Here is a 22,822-nt window from a genome sequence, read left to right on the forward strand (position 1 = left end):
GCATGCCCGGCGTCGACCCTCGTATCAGCCGCACCGTGGAGGTGCGTGATCACGCCGGCGAACTGCGCCGCTGGCACCTGCTGGACTCCGGTCCGCTGCTGGCCGAACGGGGCATCACCCCGCAGGGCACGCTCCTGGCCGTGCACGGGAACCCGACGTACTCCTTCCTGTTCCGCTCCCTGGTGCGCGAGGACATCCCCTGGCGCCTGATCGCGGTGGACCAGCTGGAGATGGGCTGGTCCGAGCGCACCGGCACCAACCGTCGCCTGCAGGACCGCATCACCGACCTGTCGCTGCTCACCGACGCGCTCTCCGTGCGCGGCCCGGTGGTGACCGTGGGCCACGACTGGGGCGGCATCGTCTCCGTCGGCTGGGCCCTGGACAACCGCCATGACCTGGCCGGGATGATCCTCACCAATACGGGCATCCATCAGGAGCTGGGGGAGAAGCTCCCCAAGGCGCTCCAGCTGGCCACGGCTCCTGCCTTCCTGCCCGCCTCGACCTCGCTCACCGACGGGTTCCTGCGCACCACTCTCGCGCTGTCGCGGCCGCCGCTGCCCCGCGAGGTCCAGGACGCCTATCTCGCGCCGTACCGGTCCCGTGCGCGCCGCAAGGGCATCGAGCACTTCGTCGCCGACATCCCGGCCGAGGCGACGCACCCCTCGCGCCCCACGCTCGAGCGGCTCGCTGCCGGCATCGGCGATCTCCAGGTCCCCACGCTCCTGGCCTGGGGCCCGCGCGACGTCACCTTCTCGGACCGCTATCTGCGCGATCTGATCTCCCGCGTCCCCCACGCCGACGTGCATCGCTTCGAGAAGACCTCCCACCTCGTCTGGGAAGATGCCGACGTCGCCGGACTCGTCTCCGACTGGCTGCGTGAGCGGTTGGACCCGTCGGCCGCCCAGAAGGAACCCGCCGAGCGGATCGCGAGCCCGCGCCCGGTCTCGTCGTTTGCGGAGCAGGTCCCGGAGCGTCATGTGGGCGCACCGATCGCCCGCCTGGCCTCGGACCCCGCCCACGCGCACCGGCCCGCCGTGGTCGAGATGTCAGGGCCCGACGGCGAACGCCGCGAGATCTCGTGGTCGCTGCTGAACCGTCGCGTGGACGACATCGCGGCCGGCCTGCTCGGCCACGGCGTGCGTCCCGGTGATCGCGTGAGCATCCTGATCACCCCGGGCGCCGACCTCACCGGCGTGCTCTACGCCTGCCTGCGCATCGGGGCCGTCGCCGTGATCGCGGACGCCGGACTCGGCATCCCCGGGCTCACCCGCGCCGTGGTCGGGTCCCATCCGGACTGGTTGATCGGCATCAAGACCGCCCTGGTGGGCGCCCGCGCCATGGGCTGGCCCGGCCGACGCCTCAGCGTCGAGCAGCTGCCCACCGTGGACCGCGCCGCCCTCGGTGTGGAGAGCTCGATCGCGCAGCTGGCGACCTCCGGCTCGCTGATGCGCGACCTCGGTGCACCGCTGGACGCCCCCTGGCCCGATGCCGACGCGGATGCCGCGATCCTGTTCACCTCCGGCTCCACCGGACCCGCCAAAGGCGCCGTGTACACCCATCGGCAGATGAGCGCAATGTTCACCGCGGTGGGCGACACCCTGCAGCTGGACCCCGAGCGCGGCCTCGTGGCCGGGTTCGCGCCCTTCGCCCTGCTGGGCCCCGCCCTCGGCGCGCCCACCGTCGTCCCGGACATGGACATCACCCGTCCCGGTGAGCTCACCGCCCCGGCTCTCGCCGAGGCGATCGACGCTCTCGGCGAGCCCGCCGTGTTCACCGCCCCTGCGGCGCTGCGCAACATTCTGGACACCTCTGCCCAGCTGGACGAGTACGGGCGCGCCGCCATCGCGAGCGCGGCCAGCTTCTTCTCCGCCGGTGCCCCGATCCCCGCGCACCTGCTGCGCGAGCTGCGCACGCTCATGCCGCATGCCCGGGCGCTCACGCCGTACGGGATGACGGAGTGCCTGGCCGTGGCCGCCATCGATCTCGAGGGGATCGAGGCGGCCGGCGAAGGCTCCGGCGTGTGCGTGGGCAGGCCCGTTCCCCGCGTCGAGATCGCCATCGCCGAGATGGACGGGGAGGGTCGCACCACCGGCGAACTCTCCGACGTCCCCGGACGCAGCGGGGAGATCCTCGTGCGGGCACCGCATGTGCGCGACCGCTACCTGATGCTCTGGGGCACCACGCACCACTCGATGCGCTTCGAGGGCTGGCACGCGACCGGCGATGTGGGCCATCTCGACGCCGAGGGCCGGCTCTGGGTGGAGGGCCGCGCGGACCATGTTCTCGCGACGGCCGACGGGCTGTTCACCCCGGTGCAGATCGAGGAGGCCGCGGAGACCGTGCCGACGGTGCGGCGTGCCGGCGCGGCCGCCGTCGGGCCCCGTGGCACCCAGCAGGTCGTCGTCGTCCTCGAGACCGAGGAGGGCTATAGGCCCGGCAGGCCCGGCAAGCCGCGCGCCGCCTCCACGTCCCTCCAGGAGGCCGTGCGCCGCAGCGTCCGTGAGCGCTCCGGCGCCGAGGTGGTGGCCGTGTTCACGACCAGCGCTCTGCCCACCGACATCCGGCACAACTCGAAGATCGATCGGGCGGCGCTGTCCCGCTGGGCGGGCCAGACGCTGCGCGGCGAGAGGGCCGACGCCCTGTGAGCGCCCCGACGATCCTGGTCACCGGCGCCTCCGGAATGCTCGGGGGCGCTGTGGCGACGACCCTGCGTGACCGCGGTGCCCGCGTGCGCGCCTTCCAGCGCCGCCCCGCGGGGATCCCCGGCGTCGAGGACGTCACCGGTTCCCTCACCGCGCCCGACGAGGTGCGGCGCGCGGTCGAGGGGGCCGACGCCGTCGTCCATCTCGCGGCGAAGGTGTCGATCTCCGGACCCGAGCACGAATACCGCGCGATCAACATCGACGGCACCGCCAACGTCCTGGACGCCCTGCGCGCCCAGGGCGGCGGCTCGCTCGTGAACGTCTCCTCGCCGTCCGTCGCCCATCTCGGACGGGCGATCGAGGGACTCGACGCCGCCCCGGCCGACCCGGAGCGCGCTCGCGGCCCCTACTCGCGCACCAAGGCCTCGGCCGAGCTGCTGGCCATGGCGGCCGATGGCGAGGACGACCTGCTGGTGACCACCGTGCGCCCGCACATCGTGTGGGGCCCGGGGGACACCCAGCTGGTGGGGCGCATCGTGGATCGTGCCCGCAGTGGCCGGCTGCCGCTCCTCGATGAGGGCATGGCCCTGATCGACACCACCTACGTGACCAATGCCGCCGAGGCGATCATCGCCGCCTACGACCGCATCGAGGACGTCCACGGCGAGAGCTTCGTGATCACCAACGGTGAGCCGCGCACGGTGCGCGACGTGTTCAACGGCTGGTGCGACGCCGCCGGCGTGCGTCGTCCCACCCTGCGCGTCCCCGGTTCCGTCGGCCGCTTCGCGGGCCGCGTCGTGGAGAAGATCTGGGAGAAGCGCCCCGGCTTCGACGAGCCGCCGATGACGGAGTTCCTCGCCGAGCAGATGTCCACGGCGCACTGGTTCGATCAGCGCCGTACCCGCGAGCGCCTGCAGTGGACGCCCCGCGTCACGATGGACGAGGGCAATGAGCATCTCGCCGCCTGGTTCCGCGAGCACCCGGTCACCGACTGAGCACTCGCGGCGCCGCACGAACCCCTCCGCACGGAAGATTCGGGAACCGACATGAGCCAGCACGACGCCGCCTCCGACCGTGACAGCACCCGTGACGACCTGCCCGACGACAGCACGGAGCACGTCGCCGGCCGGGGGTCGCGTGGGTCGAGCTCCGGACCCGACGGAGCTGACGGAGTCGACGGATCCGTCGTAGTCGCCGGATCCTCCGGCTCCGGGGGGACGACTGGACCCACGGACGACGAGCTCCTCGCGGAGATCGACGCCGAGCTCGCCGCGGAACGGGCGGCCGTGCGCCGGGCCGGGCCCCGACGCACCGGGGCCGTACTGCTGATCGGCTCGCTCCTGGGATGGATCGCTGCACTCGCACTCCTGCTGGACAAGGAGGTGCTGCTGGAGAACCCCGGAGCTTCGCTCTCCTGCGACATCAACCCGTTCATCTCCTGCGGGAACGTGATGATGACCTGGCAGGCCTCCGCGCTGGGGCTGCCCAACCAGGCGATCGGACTGGCCGGGTTCGCGATCATGGGCGTCGTCGGGGCCCTCATGCTCAGCGGCACGCAGCTGCCCGGCTGGTTCCGCTGGGCTCGGCTGGGCGGGGTGACCTTCGCCTTCGGCTACGTCCACTTCCTCGCGATCTCCGCGATCTTCTTCATCCGCGCGCTGTGCCCATGGTGCATGGTCGTCTGGACGGTCAGTGCGCCGATGTTCTTCGCGACCCTCGCGCGCACCGTGGAGAGCGGCGACCTGCGCCCGCCCGCCGGCGTCGCGGCAGTCCTGCGCCACTGGGTGGTGCTCTCCGTGGTCTGGTACCTGCTGGTGATCGTCGCGATCCTGGCCCGGTTCCGGCACCAGTGGCTGGCCATGATCGGGATCGGCTGACAGCGGCCGGGACCTTTCCTCCCCAGGGGTCCTGCATCCCCACTCGCCCGCCCGGGAGTGACCGGTTCGCCGGCCGCTCCCTAGGGTCGCGGGCATGGGAGAGCACGAGGGGTCCTCGAGAACGCCGCGCGGCACGGCGGCGCGCCATCGGCGCACCGGACAGGCGCTGATCGAGCGGCGCGATCACACGGCGCAGAAGCCGTCCCGGCGCCTAGCGCTGCCGGCTCCAACGCCCTCGGCATTGGTGGGGATCGCCGTGCTCGTGCTGATCGCGGTGGGCGTCATCCACCTCTCCAGCACCGGATCGGCGGTCCCGGTCGATGACCCGGGCAGCGTCGTCGCCGTGCCGTCCGGTGCCTCCGGAGAGCCCGACGCGGAGACTGCGGAGGCCGCGGGCGGCGCGCCGATCGGCAGCAGCGATGACGACGCCGACGGGGCGGACGGGGCCGGAACGAACGGCTCCGCCTCCGCCGGCGCGTCGCCCGATACGGGCGGCGCAGGTGCTCCGGGTGACGCCGACGGACCGGAGGAGCTCGTCGTGCACGTCTCCGGAGCGGTCGCTGACCCCGGTGTGGTCCGCCTTCCCCCCGGCGCACGCGTGGACGACGCCCTGAGCGCTGCCGGCGGCCCTCGGGACGACGCTGATCTGGAGTCGGTGAACCTCGCCCGTCCACTGGCCGACGGCGAGCAGATCCACGTGGCGGTGCCCGGTGAGGACCCGCCGGCCGGAGCGGCGCCTGCGCCCGGAGCCGCTCCACCACCCGCGTCCGGGGGCGCACCGGAGACGTCGTCGTCGACCGGCGGCGACGGCGCACTGATCAACCTCAACACCGCTGATGCCGCCCAGCTCGAGGAGCTGCCCGGGGTGGGGCCGGCGATCGCCCAGCGGATCCTCGAGCACCGAGAGAAGAACGGCCCGTTCACGTCGGTCGATGGACTGCTCGAGGTCTCGGGCATCGGCGCAGCGACCCTCGAGAAGATCCGGGACCAGGCGACGGTATGAACCTCGCAGCCTCCGCACCACTCGATGGACCGCCCGGTGCAGCGCGCTGATCTGCGGCTGCTCCCCGCTGCCGCCTGCATCTGGGCGCTCGCAGTGCTCGGGGTGGCCGCCGGCGCAGCTGCCGCTGTCGCCGCAGGGGCGCTGCTGATCTCCCTCGCGCTCACCGTGATCGTGCTGGCGGGCCACGGGCCTCGTCAGGCCCTCTTCGCCCATGTGGGAATCGTGGTGCTCGCCGGGGTGCTCCTGTTCCCGGCCCTCCTGCGCCACGGCGACGCCGCACAGACTCTCGAGGACGCCGCTGCCGAGGGCGTGGTCGTGGAGCTCACGGTCATCGCAGGAGGTGACCCCTCGCCCCCTGCGTCCGGCCCCGCCTGGTCGCAGGGCGGTCTCCAGGTGATGGCTCGTACCGAGCGCGGGCCCGCACGCCTCGGTCGCGAGCAGGTCACGCTGCCCGCCTCGTTGCCGCTCCTGGTGCGCGCCCAGGGCGAGGCGGCACCCGGTCTCGCGCGCGCTCGTGATGGCGACCCGATCCGGATACGAGGAGTGCTCCGCACCAGCGGTTCGCTGGTGGTGCTGTCCGCTTTTGAGGCGACACCGCTGCACGGGAGCGGACCGGGAGCCTGGGCCCAGACCGCCCGGCATGCTCTGCGACAGCAGGCCCGCGCCGCGACCGACCACCTGCCCGCCGATGAAGCCGCCCTCGTGCGCGGGATGACCAGCGGCGACACCACCGGTCTCAGCGAGGAGTCCGAGGAGATCATGCGTCGCGCCGGGATCTCCCACCTGGTCGCGGTCTCGGGCGCGAACATCGCCCTCGTCCTGGCCGCCGTGCTCGGCCCGCTGCTGCTTGCCGGAGTGCGCCGACGCCCGCGGATCGTGATCGCAGGGGCAGTGGTCGCCGGGTACGTCTGGCTGGTGGGGGACGAGCCCAGCGTGCAGCGCGCCGCCACGATGGCCGTTCCGCTGCTCGCTGCGCGGTTCGCCGGAGTGCGTGCCTCGCCGGTCGCAGTGCTCGCGCTCACGGTGGCCCTGTGGTCGGTCCTGGATCCGGTGACCGCGGCGTCGGTCGGCTTCCTGCTCTCCGCCCTCGCCACCGCAGCCATCCTCATCGCGGCCCCGCCGCTCGCCTCCGCGATCGCGGAGGCGAGCGGGCAGCGGCTGGGGGAGGGGCTGTCACTGGTCATCGCCGTTCCGCTCGTCGCCCAGCTCGCGTGCACCCCACTGCTGATCCTGCTCACCCCCGAGATCTCGCTCTGGGCGGTGCCGGTCAACATGCTCGTCGGCCCGTTGGTCGGGCCCTCCACCGTGGTCGGGCTCCTCGCCCTCGTCGTCGGCACGCTCTGGCCCGCTGCCGCCCGCCTGCTCGACACCGTCGCCGCCGGAGGCGCCCATCTGGTGCTCCTGATCGCCCGTACCGCTGACGCCCTGCCCGGGTCCCGGATCACCGTGCCGGCCGGTGCCACCGGCGTTCTGCTGGCGATCTCGGCGATCCTCGCGCTCACGATCGCGATCGCCGCGCGCCGAGCACCGCTCGTGCGCTGGGCGACGGCCGCCGTCCTGGTCGCAGCACTGGCTCCCGGACTCGCGCGGCACCTTCCCACGCACGGCGCGCCCGAGTGGACGATGGCCGTCTGCGCTGTCGGCCAGGGCGACGCGATCCTGCTGCGGTCGGCGGACGGCACCGCGGAGCAGACCACCGTGCTGCTGGACACGGGCCCGGACCCAGCGGCCCTGCGCGACTGCCTGGACCGACTCTCCGTGCACCGTCTCGATCTGCTCGTGCTGACGCACCCCCACGCCGACCACACCGGAGGTCGGGAGGCGCTGACCGGGAGCAGGGCGCCGGATGAGCAGTGGATCTGCCCGCTGCCCGACGCGGCCCGCTCCGTGGTGCCGGACGTACCCGTCACGGTCGCCACCACGGGGCACTCCTGGCAGCGCGAGGGGCTGGCGCTCGAGGTGCTCTGGCCGGGGTCCGCGCAGGATGCGATCGTCGCGACCGCCCGGGAGGACGGATCCGGCGAGGGGGACGCGGCCAACGACTGCTCCGTCGTGGTCGCGGCGACCTGGCCGGACGGGACCCGGATGGTCTCCCTGGCGGACCTCGAACCCGCCGCGCAGGAGCAGGTGGCTGCCGCGGGTCCGGGACGGGCCGACGTCGTCAAGGTCGCCCATCACGGCTCGCGGCGCCAGCACGAGGAGCTCTACGACCTGCTGGGCGCCGATCTGGCCCTGATCACGGTGGGGCAGGACAACACCTTCGGGCACCCCACCGACGACGTCCTGCAGCTCTTGCGGGAGGACGGCACCGCTGTGATCCGCACCGATCAGCACGGCACTGTCGTGCTTCCCTCGGCGGATCCAGCCGCGGCTCGCGCTGTCGGCCCCGCCCGATAGGATCATGCAGGTCCCCGAGCAGTGAGGAGCTCCCGTGAGCGATGTCGAGTGGCACAGTGTCGCCCTCGCACCGATCGTGCTCGTCCACGGCACCGAGGCGCTGATCGCCGACCGTGCCGTGCAGCGACTGCGAAAGCTGGCCAAGGCGGCGGATCCGTCCGTGGCGATCCATGAGCTCTCCGCCGATGCCGCCGGTGTCGGCGCGCTGTCGCAGGTCGCCAGTCCGTCCCTGTTCGGAGAACCGCGCTTCGTGCTGGTGCCCGATCTGCAGTCCGCTCCGGACGCCCTGGTGCTCGAGCTGCTCGAGTACGTGAAGAGCCCCGAACCCGAGGTGGCTCTGGTCCTGGTGCACCGGGGCGGCAACCGGGGCAAGAAGCTGCTGGACGCCTTGAAGAAGGCCGGCGTGCCACGGGTCGATGCCAGTCCGGTCAAGCGTGCGGGGGACAAACAGGCGTTCGTGGCCGCCGAGTTCGCCCGCGCCGAGCGTCGGATCCAGCCCGATGCGGTGACGGCGCTCGTCGACGCCTTCGGGACGGACCTGGCCGAGCTCGCCGCCATCAGCCGTCAGCTCATCGAGGACACCACGCCGGACGAAGGGGAGCAGGCCACTCCGATCACCAGCTCCGAGGTGCATTCGGTGACCGCGGGTCGCGTGGAGTCCACCGCCTTCGCCGTGGCGGACGCCGCGATCGCCGGGCGCGAGCAGGAGGCGCTCCAGCTGCTCCAGCAGGCCCAGCTCGCGGGTGCCGATCCGGTGCCGATCGTCGCGGCCATCGCATCGAAGATGAGGTCGCTCGCGAAAGTGACTGCTCCCGGTGCGAATGCGCGCACCCTCGGCATGCCCGACTGGATGCTGCGGAATCTCTCGCGCGAGGCCCGGAACTGGAGCAGTCGCTCCTTGGCTCGCGCGCTCGAAGCAGTGGCCCGCGCCGATCACGAGGTCAAGGGCGCAGGTCGAGATCCGCGCTGGTCCGTGCAGCGCATGGTGATGGAGATCTGCCGAGCGCGCCGCGCGCGCTGAGCCCAAGGGGGCAGGCATAGACAAAGGGCCCGACGCGGATCATTCCGCATCGGGCCCTTCCTCATGCTGTCAGGCGGGGGTGCCGCCGACGAGCATCGTCACTTGGCGGAGCCGGCGACCAGCTTCGCGAGACCGGACTTGCGGTTCGCAGCCTGGTTCTGGTGGATGACGCCCTTGGAGACAGCCTTGTCGAGCTTGCGCGAGGCGGCCTGGAGCGCCTTGTCGGCAGCGTCGGCGTCACCGGTGGAGACGGCGGCCTTGACCTTGCGAATGTAGGTCTTCAGCTCGGACTTGACGGTGCGGTTGCGCAGACGCGCCTTCTCGTTCGTCTTGTTCCGCTTGATCTGGGACTTGATGTTTGCCACGAAAGACTCTTCTCTAGTGCTGCTGAGGTGGATCATCCATGGCGGCCGAGGAACGGAACCGACGGGGACGGCGGTGGGGATTCGCCTGGAGACGTCGATACCGGGGTCGCTGCCACGGGTACTCGCCCGGGTCGCACCGCCATCACCCCCTGAGACACAACGGGATCACGGCATGCGCACACCGAACGGTATGTCACACATACGAGGTAAGACCTTACCAGAGCAGCTTCCTCGCACGCACCCGGTGTGCGCGGTGTCTCGTCGTCGTACGGACCGACCTCTCCTGCGTGCCGTGGAGGGGCGAAAGCCGAGGTCAGCCATGACCAGCCGAGGTCAGTCAGGGTCAGTCCTGGTCAGGCGAGGCGGGGCGAGGCCTGGCCTGGCAGGGTGAGCGCAGGTGAGCGCAGGTGAGCTCAGACGGGCCAGCCGTGCGTGGAGCGCACCGCGTCGGCGACCCGGTCGAAGCGCGACCGGTCCAGCCGTCCGCCCTCCCGCCGCACGGTCGCTGGGTCCAGCCGCAGCAGTCGGTCCGCGCGCACCTCGGAGGGCCGTCCCTTGCGGTCCCAGTCACCGGCACCGATGTCCACCCAGGTGGAGCCGTACTCATCGGTCGTGATCTCGCCGGCCCTCGCCCGGTCCCGCGAGGTGAGCATGAGCGCCACCAGCACCTGGCCGGAACCGTCGGCGCCCCCGGCGGCTGCCGCCTCCTCGGCGAGCACGAGCACGGGTCGGTCCTTGCCCTGGCCCAGGTCCTCCTCGTAGTGGACCCACGCCCACACGACCTCGCCCGGATCGGGGCGGTCATCGGCGTGCGGGGAGTAGCTGATCGCGACGGGGCTCGAGGGCTTCCGGTCCTGGAGCACCTGATCAGAGACCGCAGCGCTGGAGCGGGACGCATCGGAGCGGTGCCCGTCAGCGGGGGACCGGGTGCCGGACTCGCCGCGTCGTCCGGTGGTCGACACCGCGCGGACGGCGGCACGACCCAGGTCGCGCGCCCCACGACGAACTGCGGGAGAGCGGGCTGCGAAGCGCAGCACGGAGGACAACCGGGAGGACAGGGACATGATTCTCGATTCCAGGATGCAGCACACCCCGTCGGCGCGGGTACGGTGTATCGATGGTAGGCATGCACGCTAACTCGCTGTTCCAGCGCGCCGAGACCGGATCGACCGGCGACGAGATGTTCGCTCCCGATGGCTCGGTGCGTCCCACCTATGCCGCGCTGCACGACGCCTTGTCGGGACTGGGCCACGAGGAGTTCCGGACACGCTCGGAGTCTCTCGCCCGCAGCTATCTCGACCAGGGCATCACCTTCGACTACGCGGGAGAGGAGCGCCCCTTCCCCGTCGACGCGATCCCTCGCGTCATCGCCGCCGAGGAGTGGTCCCGGGTCTCACGCGGCATCGCCCAGCGGGTGCGCGCACTGGAGTGCTTCCTGGACGACCTCTACACCGAGCAGTCCGCCGTCACCGACGGCGTGATCCCTGCCGAGCTGATCAGCTCCTCCACCTACATCGTGGACGAGATGCGGGGCTACCGGCCGCCCAACGGCGTGCGCATCCACATCTCCGGGATCGATCTGGTGCGCGACGGTGACGGTGAGTTCCGGGTGCTCGAGGACAACGTGCGTACCCCCAGCGGGGTCAGTTACGTGCTCTCGAACCGCAGGGCGATGGCGCAGACCTTCCCCGAGCTCTTCGGCGACCGTCCTGTGCGGCGGGTGGGCGAGTATCCCGGTCGTCTGCTGGCCGCGCTCCAGGCCGCCGCTGCGGAGATCGCCGACGAGGATCCCACCGTCGTGGTGCTGACGCCCGGGCGCTACAACAGCGCCTACTTCGAGCACTCCCTGCTCGCACGGACCATGGGCGTCGACCTGGTGGAGGCCGGCGACCTGGTCGAGCGCAACGAGCGCATCTACATGCGCACCACCGCCGGGCTGCGCCGGGTCGACGTGATCTACAAGCGCACCGATGACGATTTCATCGACCCGGAGGTGTTCCGGCCCGATTCGATGCTGGGAGTGCCGGGTCTGGTGCGCGCGGTGCTCGCCGGCAACGTGGTGCTCGCCAACGCCATCGGCAACGGGATCGGCGACGACAAGCTGACCTACACCTACATGCCCGATCTGATCCGGTACTACATGAACGAGGAGCCGGCGCTGCCCAACGTCGACACCTGGCGTCTCGAGGAGCCGGATTCGCTCACCGAGGTGCTCGACCGGCTCGACGAGCTCGTCGTCAAGCCCGTGGACGGCTCCGGCGGCAAGGGCATCGTGATCGGCCCGTCGGCCTCTCGCCGAGAGCTCGACGGGCTGCGGGATCGCCTGCTCGCCGATCCTCGCGGTTGGATCGCTCAGCCGGTGGTGCAGCTGTCCACGATCCCCACCCTGGTCGAGTCCGGGCCCGAGCCGCGCCACGCGGATCTTCGGCCGTTCGCGCTGAACAGCGGCGACGACATCTGGGTGCTTCCCGGCGGACTCACCCGCGTGGCGCTCCCCGAGGGCGAGATGATCGTGAACTCCTCGCGCGGAGGCGGTTCTAAGGACACGTGGGTGCTCGCGCGTCCTGCGGGTTCCGGACCTGCTGCAGCGCCTGCGGAGACCTCCGGGACTGAGGACGAGCGGATCGAGGATCCGCTGGACGACGACTACGACGAGTTCGACGACCTGCCCGAGGACCATTCCGAGGAGCCCACGCGGGAGCCCGATCCCGTGACCGCGGCGATCCGGATCCTGGATGATCAGGACGTCGACGTTCCCGAGACGCACGACACCGCCACGACGAAGGGGGCCGATGATGCTCAGCCGGATCGCTGATTCCATGTTCTGGATCGGCCGCTACGTGGAGCGCGCGGACCAGACGGCCCGGATCCTCGACGTCACGCTCCAGTCGATCACCGAGGACGCCTCGGAGGACGTCGAGCTCGCCTGCGCCGGCGTGTACGAGATCTTCGGCATCACCGATGACGCGAGCGCCGACCTCAGCGTCCAGGGCGTCATCGACCGTCTGGTGACCGATCGCCAGAACCCCTCGTCGGTCTCCGGAGCGCTGCAGACCGCTCGCGAGAACGCCCGCGGAGCCCGTGAGGTGCTCTCGACCGAGGTGTGGGAATCCCTGAACACCACCGCGCTGGGGATGCCGCGCGGCGTGCGCCCCTCGCGCATGCACGGCGCGTTCCAGCTCGCCAAGGACCGGTGCGCCGTGGTGAGCGGTCTGGTGGACGCGTCGATGACGCGTGACGAGGCCTGGCTGTTCCTGCGCATCGGCATGCTCCTGGAGCGGGTCGACATGATCGCCCGGATCCTGCAGGCCCACGATCTGGAGGACAAGTCCGACGGAGCGACCGTGATGCTGCTGCGCAGCTGCAGCGCCCACGAGGCGTACATCCGCTCCTACCGGGGCCGGGTGCGTGCCGCACAGGCGATCGAGTTCCTGCTGCTGGACTCGATCTTCCCGCGGTCGGCCGCCTATTGTCTGCTGGAGATCGACGAAGCGCTCGAGACGCTCGCCAAGCTCCACGGCAGCAGCTTCGACCGCATGGGCACGTCCGAACCGGGCCGACGGATCGTCGGCCGCGCCGCCGCGAGCCTGCGCTTCCGCTCGCTGGACGACATCGTCGCGGACTTCGAGGACGAGATGGAGCAGCTGCAGAAGGTCACCGGCGCGGTGACCCGAGCGCTCGGCACGACCTACTTCAACCCCGCCGCCTAGATCAGGAGGCACGACGTGCGACGTGGACCGCTGGTCACCGCTGCCGCGGCCGGAGTGCTCTGCGCCAACTCCCTGCCGCACCTGGCGACGGCCGCTGCAGGCCGGACGATGCTCACCCCTCTGGCGGGTCGTGACTCGCCCGCAACGGTGAACGCCCTCTGGGGGGCGACGAATCTCCTCGCGGGGCTCGTGCTGATGCGGGCGGCCTCAGGGCGGTCCGCCGAGGCGGGAACTGCGCGCGAGGCGTTCGGGATCGGCGTCGTCGCCTTCTCGGCCTGGGCCGTGATGGGGGAGCGGCTGCTCGGGTTCAACAGCGCTCCGCATCCTGACGGTCCTCCGTGACCGGGGCGGACGAGCCGACCCGCGTCATCGGTCTCCAGCTGCCCATGCGGGGGCTCATGGTCGCCAGGAACAGCCCTGCCAGCCGCGTGCCCAGTCACGGCACCGAGCTGTTCGCCACCGCGCAGGCCCTGGACCTCGTGCCGGTCGACGACCGGGGGCGCACCGCGCCCGTCGGCCTCCGCGCGCTTCTCGTCCCGCAGCGCCCCGAGGAGTTCCCCGGGTTCGGCCGGGAGGTTCTCTCCCCAGCTCCGGGGATCGTCCACGCGGTGCACGACGGGGAAGCGGACCATCCTGCCCACCGCGGCCTCCCATCGCTCCGCTACGCCCTCACGCAGTCCCGGCGCGCGGCCGCGGGATGGGCCTCCCTGGCCGGCAACCACGTCCTGATCCGACTGGGCCCGCCGCAGGACCGCGTGTTCCTCGCGCTGTGCCATCTGCGCCGAGGCAGCATCGAGGTCGTGCCCGGGGAGACGGTCGAGACGGGTCGACTGCTGGCGAGATGCGGGAACTCGGGCAACAGCACGGAGCCCCATCTCCACCTGCAGCTGATGGATCACGCGGATCCGGTCACGGCGACACCCGTCGCGTTCGACCTCCCCGGAGGGCTTCCCCGCGACGGCGGGCTCCTCGGGGAGCCGTGACCCCCGGTGTGACGTCGGCCCCCGCACGGCGGCGTTGCAGGAACGCATCGCGGCCCCATGAGACGATGAGCCGATGCTCCGCGCGCCCGCGGAGCGGAATACGCACGGACGAGAGGACGTAAGCCGGTGACCCCGAGGATCGCGGCCGACCAGGCCCGGGACATCCTTCCCGCGTCGACGCCCCAGGAGCGGCTGCGGAACTTCTGCATCATCGCGCACATCGACCACGGCAAGTCGACGCTCGCCGACCGCATGCTCCAGATCACCGGCGTGGTCGAGGAGCGCGCCATGCGCGCCCAGTACCTGGACCGCATGGACATCGAGCGCGAGCGCGGCATCACTGTGAAGAGCCAGGCCGTGCGCATGCCGTGGCAGGTCGACGGCACGAACTATGCGCTGAACATGATCGACACGCCGGGGCATGTCGACTTCACCTATGAGGTCTCCCGCTCGCTGGCCGCCTGCGAAGGCGCGATCCTGCTGGTCGACGCCGCTCAGGGCATCGAGGCGCAGACCCTCGCGAACCTGTACCTCGCGATGGAGAACGACCTCACCATCATCCCCGTGCTCAACAAGATCGACCTGCCCGGCGCCGAGCCCGAGAAGTACGCCGCAGAGATCGGCCAGCTGGTGGGCGTCGACCCCGATGACGTGCTGCGCGTCTCCGGCAAGACCGGCCTCGGCGTCGAGGACCTGCTCGATCATGTCGTCAAGACGCTCCCGCCCCCGGTGGGCGAGTCGGATGCCCCGTGCCGTGCGATGATCTTCGACTCCGTCTACGACACCTACCGCGGCGTGGTCACGTACATCCGGGTGGTCGATGGCTACCTGAAGTCCCGCGACCGGATCGACATGATGTCCACCGGAGCCCACCACGAGCTGCTCGAGATCGGCGTGAGCTCCCCGGAGCCGCATCCCACCCCGGGCATCGGCCCCGGCGAGGTGGGGTACCTGATCACCGGCGTGAAGGACGTGCGCCAGTCCAAGGTCGGCGACACCATCACCACCTCCGTCCGCGGAGCCGAGGAGCCCCTCGAGGGCTACGCGGATCCGAAGCCGATGGTGTATTCCGGGCTGTTCCCGATCGACGGCTCCGACTACCCGGTGCTGCGCGACGCCCTGGACAAGCTCAAGCTCAACGATGCCGCGCTGAACTACGAGCCGGAGACGTCCACCGCCCTCGGCTTCGGCTTCCGCGTCGGCTTCCTGGGCCTGCTGCACCTGGAGATCATCCGCGAGCGGCTCGAGCGCGAGTTCAACCTCGAGCTGATCTCGACCGCCCCGTCCGTCGTGTATCAGGTGATCATGGAGGACGGCACCGAGGTCGAGGTCATGAACCCCTCCGACTTCCCCGAGGGCAAGGTCGACGAGATCAGTGAGCCGATCACCAAGGCCACCATCCTGGTGCCCAGCGAGTTCATCGGCGCCGTCATGGAGCTGTGCCAGTCCAAGCGAGGCATGCTCGGCGGCATGGACTACCTCAGCGAGGACCGCGTCGAGCTGCGGTACACGCTGCCCCTGGCAGAGATCGTCTTCGACTTCTTCGACCAGCTGAAGTCCAAGACGCGCGGCTACGCGTCGCTGGATTACGACATCTCCGGCTCCCAGGTCGCGGATCTGGTGAAGGTCGACATGCTCCTGCAGGGCGAGCCGGTCGATGCGTTCAGTGCCATCGTGCACCGCGACAAGGCCTACAACTACGGCGTCGAGATGGCCGGGAAGCTCAAGAAGCTCATCCCTCGCCAGCAGTTCGAGGTGCCGATCCAGGCCGCCATCGGGGCGCGCATCATCGCTCGCGAGAACATCCGCGCGATGCGCAAGGACGTGCTGTCCAAGTGCTACGGCGGTGACATCTCGCGCAAGCGCAAGCTGCTCGAGAAGCAGAAGGAGGGCAAGAAGCGCATGAAGAACATCGGGTCCGTCGAGGTCCCGCAGGAAGCCTTCATCGCCGCGCTCTCCTCCGACGAGGGCGACATGCCCAAGGACTCCAAGAAGAAGTGACGACGCGCGGCGGCATGACCGCCGCATGATCGCGCTCGGGACCGACCCTCGAGGAGGACCGGACAGATGACCGCACCCACCACCCTCAGCGTCGACATCGACCGCACCGCACCGGGGCGCATCGCCGCCGTCTGCACCGTCGCGCAGCTGTTCCCCGTCGAGGCCAGCGGCCTGATGAGCGGGATCGACAAGCGTCCCGTCGATCAGCCGATCCGTCTGCTCACCCATGGCGTCCTGGGGGATGTCCAGGGCGACCGCGAGCATCACGGCGGACTGTTCAAAGCCGTCTACGCCTTCTCCCGCGAGGTGCGCGAGGCCCACGCCGCAGCACGCGAGCTCGATCTGCCCGACGGTTCCTTCGGCGAGAATCTCGTGACCCTCGGCCATGACACCGACGAGACCGTGATCGGAGAGCGCTGGCGGATCGGCTCGGCGCAGATCGAGGCGACCACACCGCGCAATCCGTGCGGCACCTTCGCCGCCTGGATCGGTGATCGTCGTTGGGGTCGACACTTCACGGCCGCCGGCCGGGCCGGGGCCTACTTCCGCATCGTGGACGAGGGCGAGGTCTCCGCCGGCGACGAGATCGAGGTCCTCCATCGGCCCGAGCACGGGGTGAGCATCGGGGACGCCTTCCGCGGACTCACCGCGGAGCAGGCGCACGCACTGCTGGACTGGGCGCAGGAAACGGAGACCGTGCTGTACGACTCGCTGGTGGCCTCGGCTCGCACCGTGCTGTCCCGCGCCGGGGAGCAGAACGACTTCCCTGAGCGCCTGGCGTCGACCGGTCGCGGGCTCGGACTGGGGATGGGGCTGTGAAGGACCTCTCCGTCTACGTCCATGTCCCGTTCTGCGCGGTGCGCTGCGGATACTGCGACTTCAACACCTACACCGCGACAGAGCTCGGCGGCGGCGGATCCCAGGCGGAGTACCCCACCAATGCGATGCGCGAGATGGATCTGACCCTCGCCGCCGATCGCGCCGCGGGCTACGACTACGACCAGATCTCGACCGTCTTCTTCGGCGGCGGCACTCCCACGCTGCTGCCGGCCGACGATCTCGTCGCGATGCTCACCCATCTGCGCACCCTGCTCCCGCTCGCGGAACGCGCCGAAGTCACCACCGAGGCGAACCCGGACTCCGTGACGAAGGACTCGCTGCAGCAGCTGGCAGACGGCGGGATCACCCGCGTCTCCTTCGGCATGCAGTCCGCAGTGCGCTCGGTCCTGCGCACTCTGGATCGCACTCATGATCCCGAGCGGGTCCCACAGGCCGTCGCCTGGGCGCGTGAGGCGGGACTCGCGGTGAGCCTGGACCTGATCTACGGCACGCCGGGGGAGACCCTCGCCGATGTCGAGACCTCGGTGAAGGCCGCGCTGGCCTGCGGCGTCGACCATATGTCCGCGTACTCCCTGATCATCGAGGGCAACACTGCGATGGCCCGTCAGTTGCGTCGGGGCGAGCTCGAGGCTCCCGACCCGGACGACATGGCAGACAAGTACGAGCTGGTCGACGATCTCGCAGCGGCCGACGGACTCTCCTGGTACGAGGTCTCCAACTGGGCGCGCACCGAGGAGCATCGCTCGCGGCACAACCTCGCCTATTGGCGCGGGGGCGACTGGTGGGGGATCGGACCCGGGGCGCACCGTCACCGCGACGGCCTGCGCTCCTGGAACGTGAAGCACCCCAGCCGGTACGCGGCCGCGATGACCGACGGCAGCCTCCCGGTCGCAGATTCCGAGCGGCTGAGCGCTCAGGACCGTCTGCTCGAGAGGATCATGCTCGAGCTGCGCATCGCCGACGGTCTGCCCGTGCACGAGGTGCCCGAGGAGACCCGCTCGATGCTCGCCGTGCACCGCGAGCGTGGCCACCTGGACGCGGTCGCCCTGGACGCCGGGCGCGCGGTGCTGACCCGGGAAGGCCGGCTCTTGGCTGATGCGGTCATTCGCGACCTCGTGCCCTGAGCCCGTCGACGAGCTCGCCTCGTCCGAGGCCGACCAGGGCAGCGTGACGCTGCCCTGGGGATCGAGGTCCCTACCGAGCTGCTGCCGCGGAGGATCGCTCCCCGGATCCGGCAGTGCGAGGACGACGGCGTGACGTGGATGCCACGGGCAGCTGTCGTCCCTGCGCTCCCGAGGAGAGGTGCACCCCCGAGGGAGCGGACGGCGTCGAGAGGAGCTGAGGCGCTGACGGCATCGAGGCTCGTCGAACGCCGGAGGGGGACGGACGAGGGCCCTGCGATCCACGGATCGCAGGGCCCTCGTCGACCAGGTGCTCCCGGGGGAGCTCAGATCACTTCACCAGACGGATGTTCAGCGGGTAGCTCCACCACTGACCCTGGTTCGCCTTGACGGCGCCGATGATCGAGAACACCAGCTGAACCAGTACTGGAACACCGGCGAGCGGGAACAGTGCCCATCCGAGACTAAGAGTCAGGATACCGAATATGCCGATCGCGACCCAAAGGACGACGGTGGCGATCGCGACGCTGATCGCTCCGTTGAGGGCCTCCGCCGCGTGGAAGCGCACGAAGCGGTTGCGGTCCTTGTAGACCAGGAAGATGATCAGCGGTCCCACCCAGCCGAGGAAGCCCCAGGTCATGACGTGGCCGAGGGTCACGCTGAGCTGGGAGAGCATTCCCCAGAGGCGAGCGTCGGAGTCGTTGACCGGCTGACCGGTCAGGGGGCCTTCATACACGCCCTCGGTGCCGGGCGGCGGCGCATCGACCCCGGCCGGGCCGGGATAGGGAGCCTGCTGCTGGGCGTACGGCCCCTGCTGCCCGGGCTGACCCTGCTGGTGCTGCCCCTGCGGGCCTGCCAGAACGGGCTGGCTGTACTGACCCTGGCCCGCCTGGCCCGCCTGGCCCGCCTGGCCCGCCTGGCCCGACTGGTCGTAGGAGCCGGGCTGCGCCTGCCACGCCGCGCCGGCACCGGAGCTCGCCGCATACGGGTCCTCAGCCCCGCTGGCGGACGCCGCGGAGGCGCCGTACGGGGACGCAGCGGAGACCTGCTCGGGATCGGCCGACGCACCGGCGGGCTGGGCGCTCGCGGAATAGGCGAAGGGATCATGCGGGTGCAGGGCCGGATCGGAGGTCGGGCTGGCCTGGTCCTCGTCCGCGGCAGAGGCGGTGAAGCCCTCGCGGGACGCATCCTGCCCATAGGGGTCGACGGGGTTCTGGCCGGCCGCGGCGTTCTGGTCGCCGGCGGCGGGCATGGAGCCCGCAGGGGCCTCGGGGACCGACGGCTGCTCGGGGACGCCGTGTCCCGGCTCGGTGCCGTACGGATCGTTCGGGTGCGGGATCTGGCTCATGATTCCTCTTTCGGGTCGGGCCGACCGCAGGGGCCGACGACAGCTGATGCAACCAGCCTAGTCAGCCCGGCGTGCCGGGTCCCCAGGGGGAACCGCAGACTCGAGCGGGGGATTACCCCCATGCCCGTCCGGTGCAGGAGCGTCGCAGGGGGCACGCGACAAGTGATGCGAGAGAACGAGGAAGCGACGGAGCAGGTCCAGGGCAGGGTCAGGCGGGGTCCATGGTCACGAAGTCGATGAGCTCCTCGATCCGGCCGGAGAGGGAGGGCTCGACGTCGGCATATGAGCGCACGGTCGACAGGATCCGCTTCCATCCCAGCCCGATGTCGGCCTGGTCCTCGTGAGGCCAGCCGAGCGCGGCGAGGGAGCCGACCTTGATGTCGGTGCCCTTGGGGATGTGCGGCCATGCCTCGAGGCCCACCCGGGCCGGGCGCACGGCCTGCCAGACATCGACGTACGGGTGGCCGAGCACGGTCACGTTGCCGCGGGCGCCGGGCAGCCGCATCACGTCCGCCGCGATGCGGGACTCCTTCGAACCGGGGACGAGGTGGTCCACGAGGATTCCGAGCCGCCTGCCGGGGGCGGGGGAGAAGTCCTGGACGCGTTCGACGAGATTGTCGGCGCCCTCCAGCTGCTCGACCACGATGCCCTCGATACGCAGATCATGGCCCCACACCTTCTGGACCAGCTCGGCATCGTGGGTGCCCTCCACCCAGATGCGGGAGGCGCGGGCGGTGCGTGCTTTCGCGCCCTCGACATAGACCGATCCGCTCGCGGAGCGTCTGCGCACCGGCGTCTGCGGAGCCGGGGCGGTGGCGCGGACGAGCACCACGGGCTTGCCGTCGATCATGTAGCCGGGGCCGAGCGGGAAGGTGCGGCGCCTGCCGCGCCCGTCCTCGAGCTCGACGATCAGCTCTCCGGCGATCTTCTCCACGCGCGTGATGGCGCCGGTGAAGCCGGTGGAGGCCTCCTCGACGACCAGGTCCCGCTGGGCGGGGACCTCACGGGCCGCGGGACGGCGACGGTGATGGGCGGGAGGACCGGAGGACAGCACGTCATGGCCGTACCGGTCGGGGAAGCTTCCGGATGCTGCAGGCACGCGCGACACCATACCCTCGTGGCGAACGCCTCCCTGCGAGCATCGCCGGGGGCGCGTAGGATTGGCACTCGGCACGGGTAAGTGCCAGCCGCACGCAACGCAGGAGGTGAGGGACACGGACGCCCGGAAACTGCAGATCCTCGGTGCGATCGTCGAGGACTATGTCTCCACCCGTGAGCCCGTCGGCTCCAAATCGCTGCTGGATCGCCATGAGCTCGGCGTCTCGGCCGCTACCGTTCGCAACGACATGTCCTCGCTCGAGGAGGAAGGGCTGATCCATCAGCCCCACACCTCGGCCGGGCGCATCCCGACGGACAAGGGCTACCGCGCCTTCGTGGACCACGTCGCGACGGTCAAACCGCTGTCGGCACCCGAACGTCGCGCCATCCAGACCCTGCTGGAGGACTCCGGTGACGTCGAGGAGCTGCTAGGCCGGACCGTGCGTCTCACGGCGCAGCTCACCCAGCAGGTCGCGATGGTGCAGTATCCGGCCCGTCGGCAGGCGCGCATCCGCCACGTGGAACTGGTCAAGGTCGCCGAGTCCCTGCTCCTGGTCGTCCTGATCACCGAATCGGGTCGGGTCGACCAGCGCACCGTCCCGGTGATCTCCGGCCAGCCGGTCGAGTTCTACGCAGATCTGCGCGATCAGCTCAACCGCGCTGTCGCCGGCCGCGAGGTCACCGATCTGCGGCGTCCTCTCGCGGATCTCTGCGAGACCCTGCCGCTGTCGGAGCGCCCGGCCGCCGTCGAGGTGGTCGATGCTCTCTCCGCGCTCGCTGCGACCCGCACCGAGGACCGGATCATGCTGGCCGGCACCGCCAACATCGCCCGCGCCGCGCAGGATTTCGCACGCGACGTCGAGCCGCTGCTGGACGTGCTCGAGGAGCAGCTGGTGCTCATGCGCCTGTTCACCGAGATGCATGCCTCCCCGGGCGCGGTCGAGGTGCGCATCGGCGCCGAGCTGCAGGATCAGGCGCTGCATCAGGCGGCGCTCGTCGGCGCCGGGTACGGTGCGGGATCGCACCTGGCGATCCTCGGCCCCAGCCGCATGGACTACGTCTCCGGCATCTCGACCGTGCAGGCCATCGCGCGCTACGTGTCGCGATATCTCGAATGACACCGCGGGCACCGCGCCGCTGCGCGCATGCGCCCGCACCGTCAGGTCCTCTCGGACCGTCCCACCCATCCGTCAGCATCACACCGCGTCCGCCCGCCACGGCTCCTGACGCCCCGACTCACCGGTAAGGATCCTCCACCGTGAACGACGACTACTACGAACTCCTCGGCGTCTCCCGAGAGGCCTCCACCGAGGAGATCAAGAAGGCGTACCGGAAGCTCGCCCGCAGCCTCCACCCGGACGTCAACCCCGACCCCGAAGCCGCGGAGCGGTTCAAGAAGGTCTCCCAGGCCTACGAGACGCTCTCCAATGCCGACAAGCGCCGTCAGTACGACATGGGCGGCGGCCCCGGCATGGGCGGGGGCGGCTTCGGCGGCTTCAGCGGCGGCGCCGGTTTCGACGTCAACGACATCTTCGACATGTTCGCCGGCGCCGCCGGGATGCGCGGGCGCAACCAGGGCCCCGTGCCCCGCCAGCGCCGCGGCGGGGACGTCCTGCGTCGCGTGAAGATCGACCTGCGCGACGTCGTCTTCGGCACCGAGCAGGAGGTCAACTTCCGCACCGCAGTGCTGTGCGAGCATTGCGGCGGCGCCTGCGCCGAGCCCGGCACCAGCCCCACGCGCTGCACCGCCTGCAACGGCAGCGGCCACGTCCAGCGCGTCGCCCAGTCGCTGCTGGGCCAGATGGTGACCATGGCGCCGTGCCCCACCTGCGAGGGCCACGGCGACGTCATCGAGACGCCCTGCACGAGCTGCGCCGGCCACGGCCGCACCCCGTCGGACCGCTCCGTCACCGTCCGCATCCCCTCCGGCGTGGAGAACGGCACGCGCATCCAGCTGCGCGGCGAGGGCGAGACCGGCGAGGCCGGCGGCCCCTCCGGCGACCTGTTCGTCGAGCTGGCCGTGGCCGACCACGACGTCTACGTGCGCGACGGCGACGACCTGGTGATGACCATGGCGGTCCCGATGACCTCCGCTGCGCTCGGCGCGACCATCCCGCTGGAGACCTTCGACGGCGCCCAGGAGATCGACGTGAAGCCGGGCGCCCAGCCCGGCGACGAGATCACTCTCAAGGGCCTCGGTGTGACCCCGCTGCGCCGCGAGCGCCGGGGCGACATCCGCGTCGTCCTCGACGTCGCCGTGCCGAGCTCGCTGACGGACGAGGAGCGCGAGCTGCTCGAGCAGTTCGCCGCCCTGCGCGGCGACGAGAGCACCCGCCGCAAGGGTCACGGTCCGTTCTCCAAGCTGCGTGACCGCCTGCGAGACCTCTGAGCCGACGTCCGCATCCCCTGACCGCAC

Annotated in this window: 19 protein-coding genes; 15 read left to right on the forward strand and 4 right to left on the reverse strand. The window is 70.9% G+C overall.

Annotated features, from left to right (window positions below; translation table 11 throughout):
• Positions 1-2 precede the first annotated feature (2 nt).
• The 6 genes from CIK71_RS12855 to holA all read left to right on the forward strand — a co-directional run bounded on the left by CIK71_RS12855 (position 3) and on the right by holA (position 8,940).
• Complete coding sequence (locus CIK71_RS12855; RefSeq protein WP_096166223.1) at positions 3-2,645, forward strand: alpha/beta fold hydrolase; 2,643 nt, start codon at positions 3-5, stop codon at positions 2,643-2,645.
• Positions 2,642-3,637 (forward strand): NAD-dependent epimerase/dehydratase family protein, encoded by a 996-nt coding sequence (locus CIK71_RS12860; protein WP_096166079.1) that lies wholly within the window; start codon positions 2,642-2,644, stop codon positions 3,635-3,637. The genes CIK71_RS12855 and CIK71_RS12860 overlap by 4 nt, the downstream gene beginning before the upstream one ends.
• A 51-nt stretch (positions 3,638-3,688) precedes the next feature.
• Positions 3,689-4,519, forward strand: coding sequence for a vitamin K epoxide reductase family protein (locus CIK71_RS12865; RefSeq protein WP_114306322.1), 831 nt, complete (start codon positions 3,689-3,691; stop codon positions 4,517-4,519).
• Between the two features lie 94 nt (positions 4,520-4,613).
• A complete protein-coding gene (locus CIK71_RS12870) occupies positions 4,614-5,522 on the forward strand; it encodes a ComEA family DNA-binding protein (RefSeq protein ID WP_096166080.1) in 909 nt (302 codons plus the stop codon).
• A 36-nt stretch (positions 5,523-5,558) separates the two neighbouring features.
• Positions 5,559-7,919: a ComEC/Rec2 family competence protein gene (locus tag CIK71_RS12875; protein WP_096166081.1), complete on the forward strand. Its 2,361-nt coding sequence runs from the start codon at positions 5,559-5,561 to the stop codon at positions 7,917-7,919.
• A gap of 34 nt (positions 7,920-7,953) precedes the next feature.
• Positions 7,954-8,940: a DNA polymerase III subunit delta gene (holA, locus tag CIK71_RS12880; protein WP_096166082.1), complete on the forward strand. Its 987-nt coding sequence runs from the start codon at positions 7,954-7,956 to the stop codon at positions 8,938-8,940.
• Between the two features lie 98 nt (positions 8,941-9,038).
• On the opposite strand, the gene rpsT is transcribed toward holA, so the two are convergent.
• A complete protein-coding gene (gene rpsT / locus CIK71_RS12885; RefSeq protein ID WP_096166083.1) occupies positions 9,039-9,305 on the reverse strand; it encodes a 30S ribosomal protein S20 in 267 nt (88 codons plus the stop codon).
• A gap of 413 nt (positions 9,306-9,718) precedes the next feature.
• A complete protein-coding gene (locus CIK71_RS12890; protein ID WP_096166084.1) occupies positions 9,719-10,369 on the reverse strand; it encodes a type II toxin-antitoxin system PemK/MazF family toxin in 651 nt (216 codons plus the stop codon).
• Between the two features lie 62 nt (positions 10,370-10,431).
• On the opposite strand from CIK71_RS12890, the gene CIK71_RS12895 reads away from it, so the two are divergent.
• The 7 genes from CIK71_RS12895 to hemW all read left to right on the forward strand — a co-directional run bounded on the left by CIK71_RS12895 (position 10,432) and on the right by hemW (position 17,963).
• A complete protein-coding gene (locus CIK71_RS12895; protein ID WP_176485649.1) occupies positions 10,432-12,120 on the forward strand; it encodes a circularly permuted type 2 ATP-grasp protein in 1,689 nt (562 codons plus the stop codon).
• On the forward strand, positions 12,098-13,015 hold the full coding sequence (locus CIK71_RS12900; RefSeq protein WP_241963850.1) for an alpha-E domain-containing protein: 918 nt from the start codon (positions 12,098-12,100) through the stop codon (positions 13,013-13,015). Before CIK71_RS12895 ends, CIK71_RS12900 begins: the two co-directional genes overlap by 23 nt.
• Positions 13,016-13,030: 15 nt before the next feature.
• Entirely contained in the window at positions 13,031-13,357 is a 327-nt protein-coding gene (locus CIK71_RS12905) for a hypothetical protein (protein WP_096166086.1), read from the forward strand.
• Positions 13,354-13,998 (forward strand): M23 family metallopeptidase, encoded by a 645-nt coding sequence (locus tag CIK71_RS12910; protein ID WP_241963851.1) that lies wholly within the window; start codon positions 13,354-13,356, stop codon positions 13,996-13,998. Before CIK71_RS12905 ends, CIK71_RS12910 begins: the two co-directional genes overlap by 4 nt.
• 126 nt (positions 13,999-14,124) lie before the next feature.
• Entirely contained in the window at positions 14,125-15,999 is a 1,875-nt protein-coding gene (lepA, locus tag CIK71_RS12915; RefSeq protein ID WP_096166087.1) for a translation elongation factor 4, read from the forward strand.
• Between the two features lie 66 nt (positions 16,000-16,065).
• The gene (locus CIK71_RS12920; protein WP_096166088.1) at positions 16,066-16,818 is read left to right on the forward strand and encodes an MOSC domain-containing protein; all 753 of its coding nucleotides are present in this window, start codon (positions 16,066-16,068) and stop codon (positions 16,816-16,818) included.
• Positions 16,815-17,963 carry a radical SAM family heme chaperone HemW gene (hemW, locus tag CIK71_RS12925; protein ID WP_096166089.1) on the forward strand — a complete coding sequence of 383 codons (1,149 nt, stop codon included), beginning with the start codon at positions 16,815-16,817 and terminating at the stop codon, positions 17,961-17,963. The genes CIK71_RS12920 and hemW overlap by 4 nt, the downstream gene beginning before the upstream one ends.
• A gap of 328 nt (positions 17,964-18,291) precedes the next feature.
• On the opposite strand, the gene CIK71_RS12930 is transcribed toward hemW, so the two are convergent.
• Complete coding sequence (locus CIK71_RS12930) at positions 18,292-19,308, reverse strand: DUF4870 domain-containing protein (RefSeq protein WP_096166090.1); 1,017 nt, start codon at positions 19,306-19,308, stop codon at positions 18,292-18,294.
• Positions 19,309-19,516: 208 nt separating this feature from the next.
• Entirely contained in the window at positions 19,517-20,419 is a 903-nt protein-coding gene (locus tag CIK71_RS12935) for a DUF3097 domain-containing protein (RefSeq protein WP_096166091.1), read from the reverse strand.
• Positions 20,420-20,513: 94 nt separating this feature from the next.
• Here CIK71_RS12935 and hrcA point away from each other — a divergent pair, with 94 nt between their 5' ends.
• Both hrcA and dnaJ read left to right on the forward strand, forming a co-directional pair.
• Complete coding sequence (gene hrcA / locus CIK71_RS12940) at positions 20,514-21,524, forward strand: heat-inducible transcriptional repressor HrcA (RefSeq protein ID WP_096166092.1); 1,011 nt, start codon at positions 20,514-20,516, stop codon at positions 21,522-21,524.
• A 140-nt stretch (positions 21,525-21,664) separates the two neighbouring features.
• Positions 21,665-22,795: a molecular chaperone DnaJ gene (gene dnaJ, locus CIK71_RS12945; RefSeq protein WP_096166093.1), complete on the forward strand. Its 1,131-nt coding sequence runs from the start codon at positions 21,665-21,667 to the stop codon at positions 22,793-22,795.
• The last annotated feature ends 27 nt before the right edge of the window (positions 22,796-22,822 follow it).

Source organism: Brachybacterium alimentarium (genome assembly GCF_002332425.1).
In the GTDB taxonomy this organism is placed as follows: Bacteria; Actinomycetota; Actinomycetes; order Actinomycetales; family Dermabacteraceae; genus Brachybacterium; species Brachybacterium alimentarium.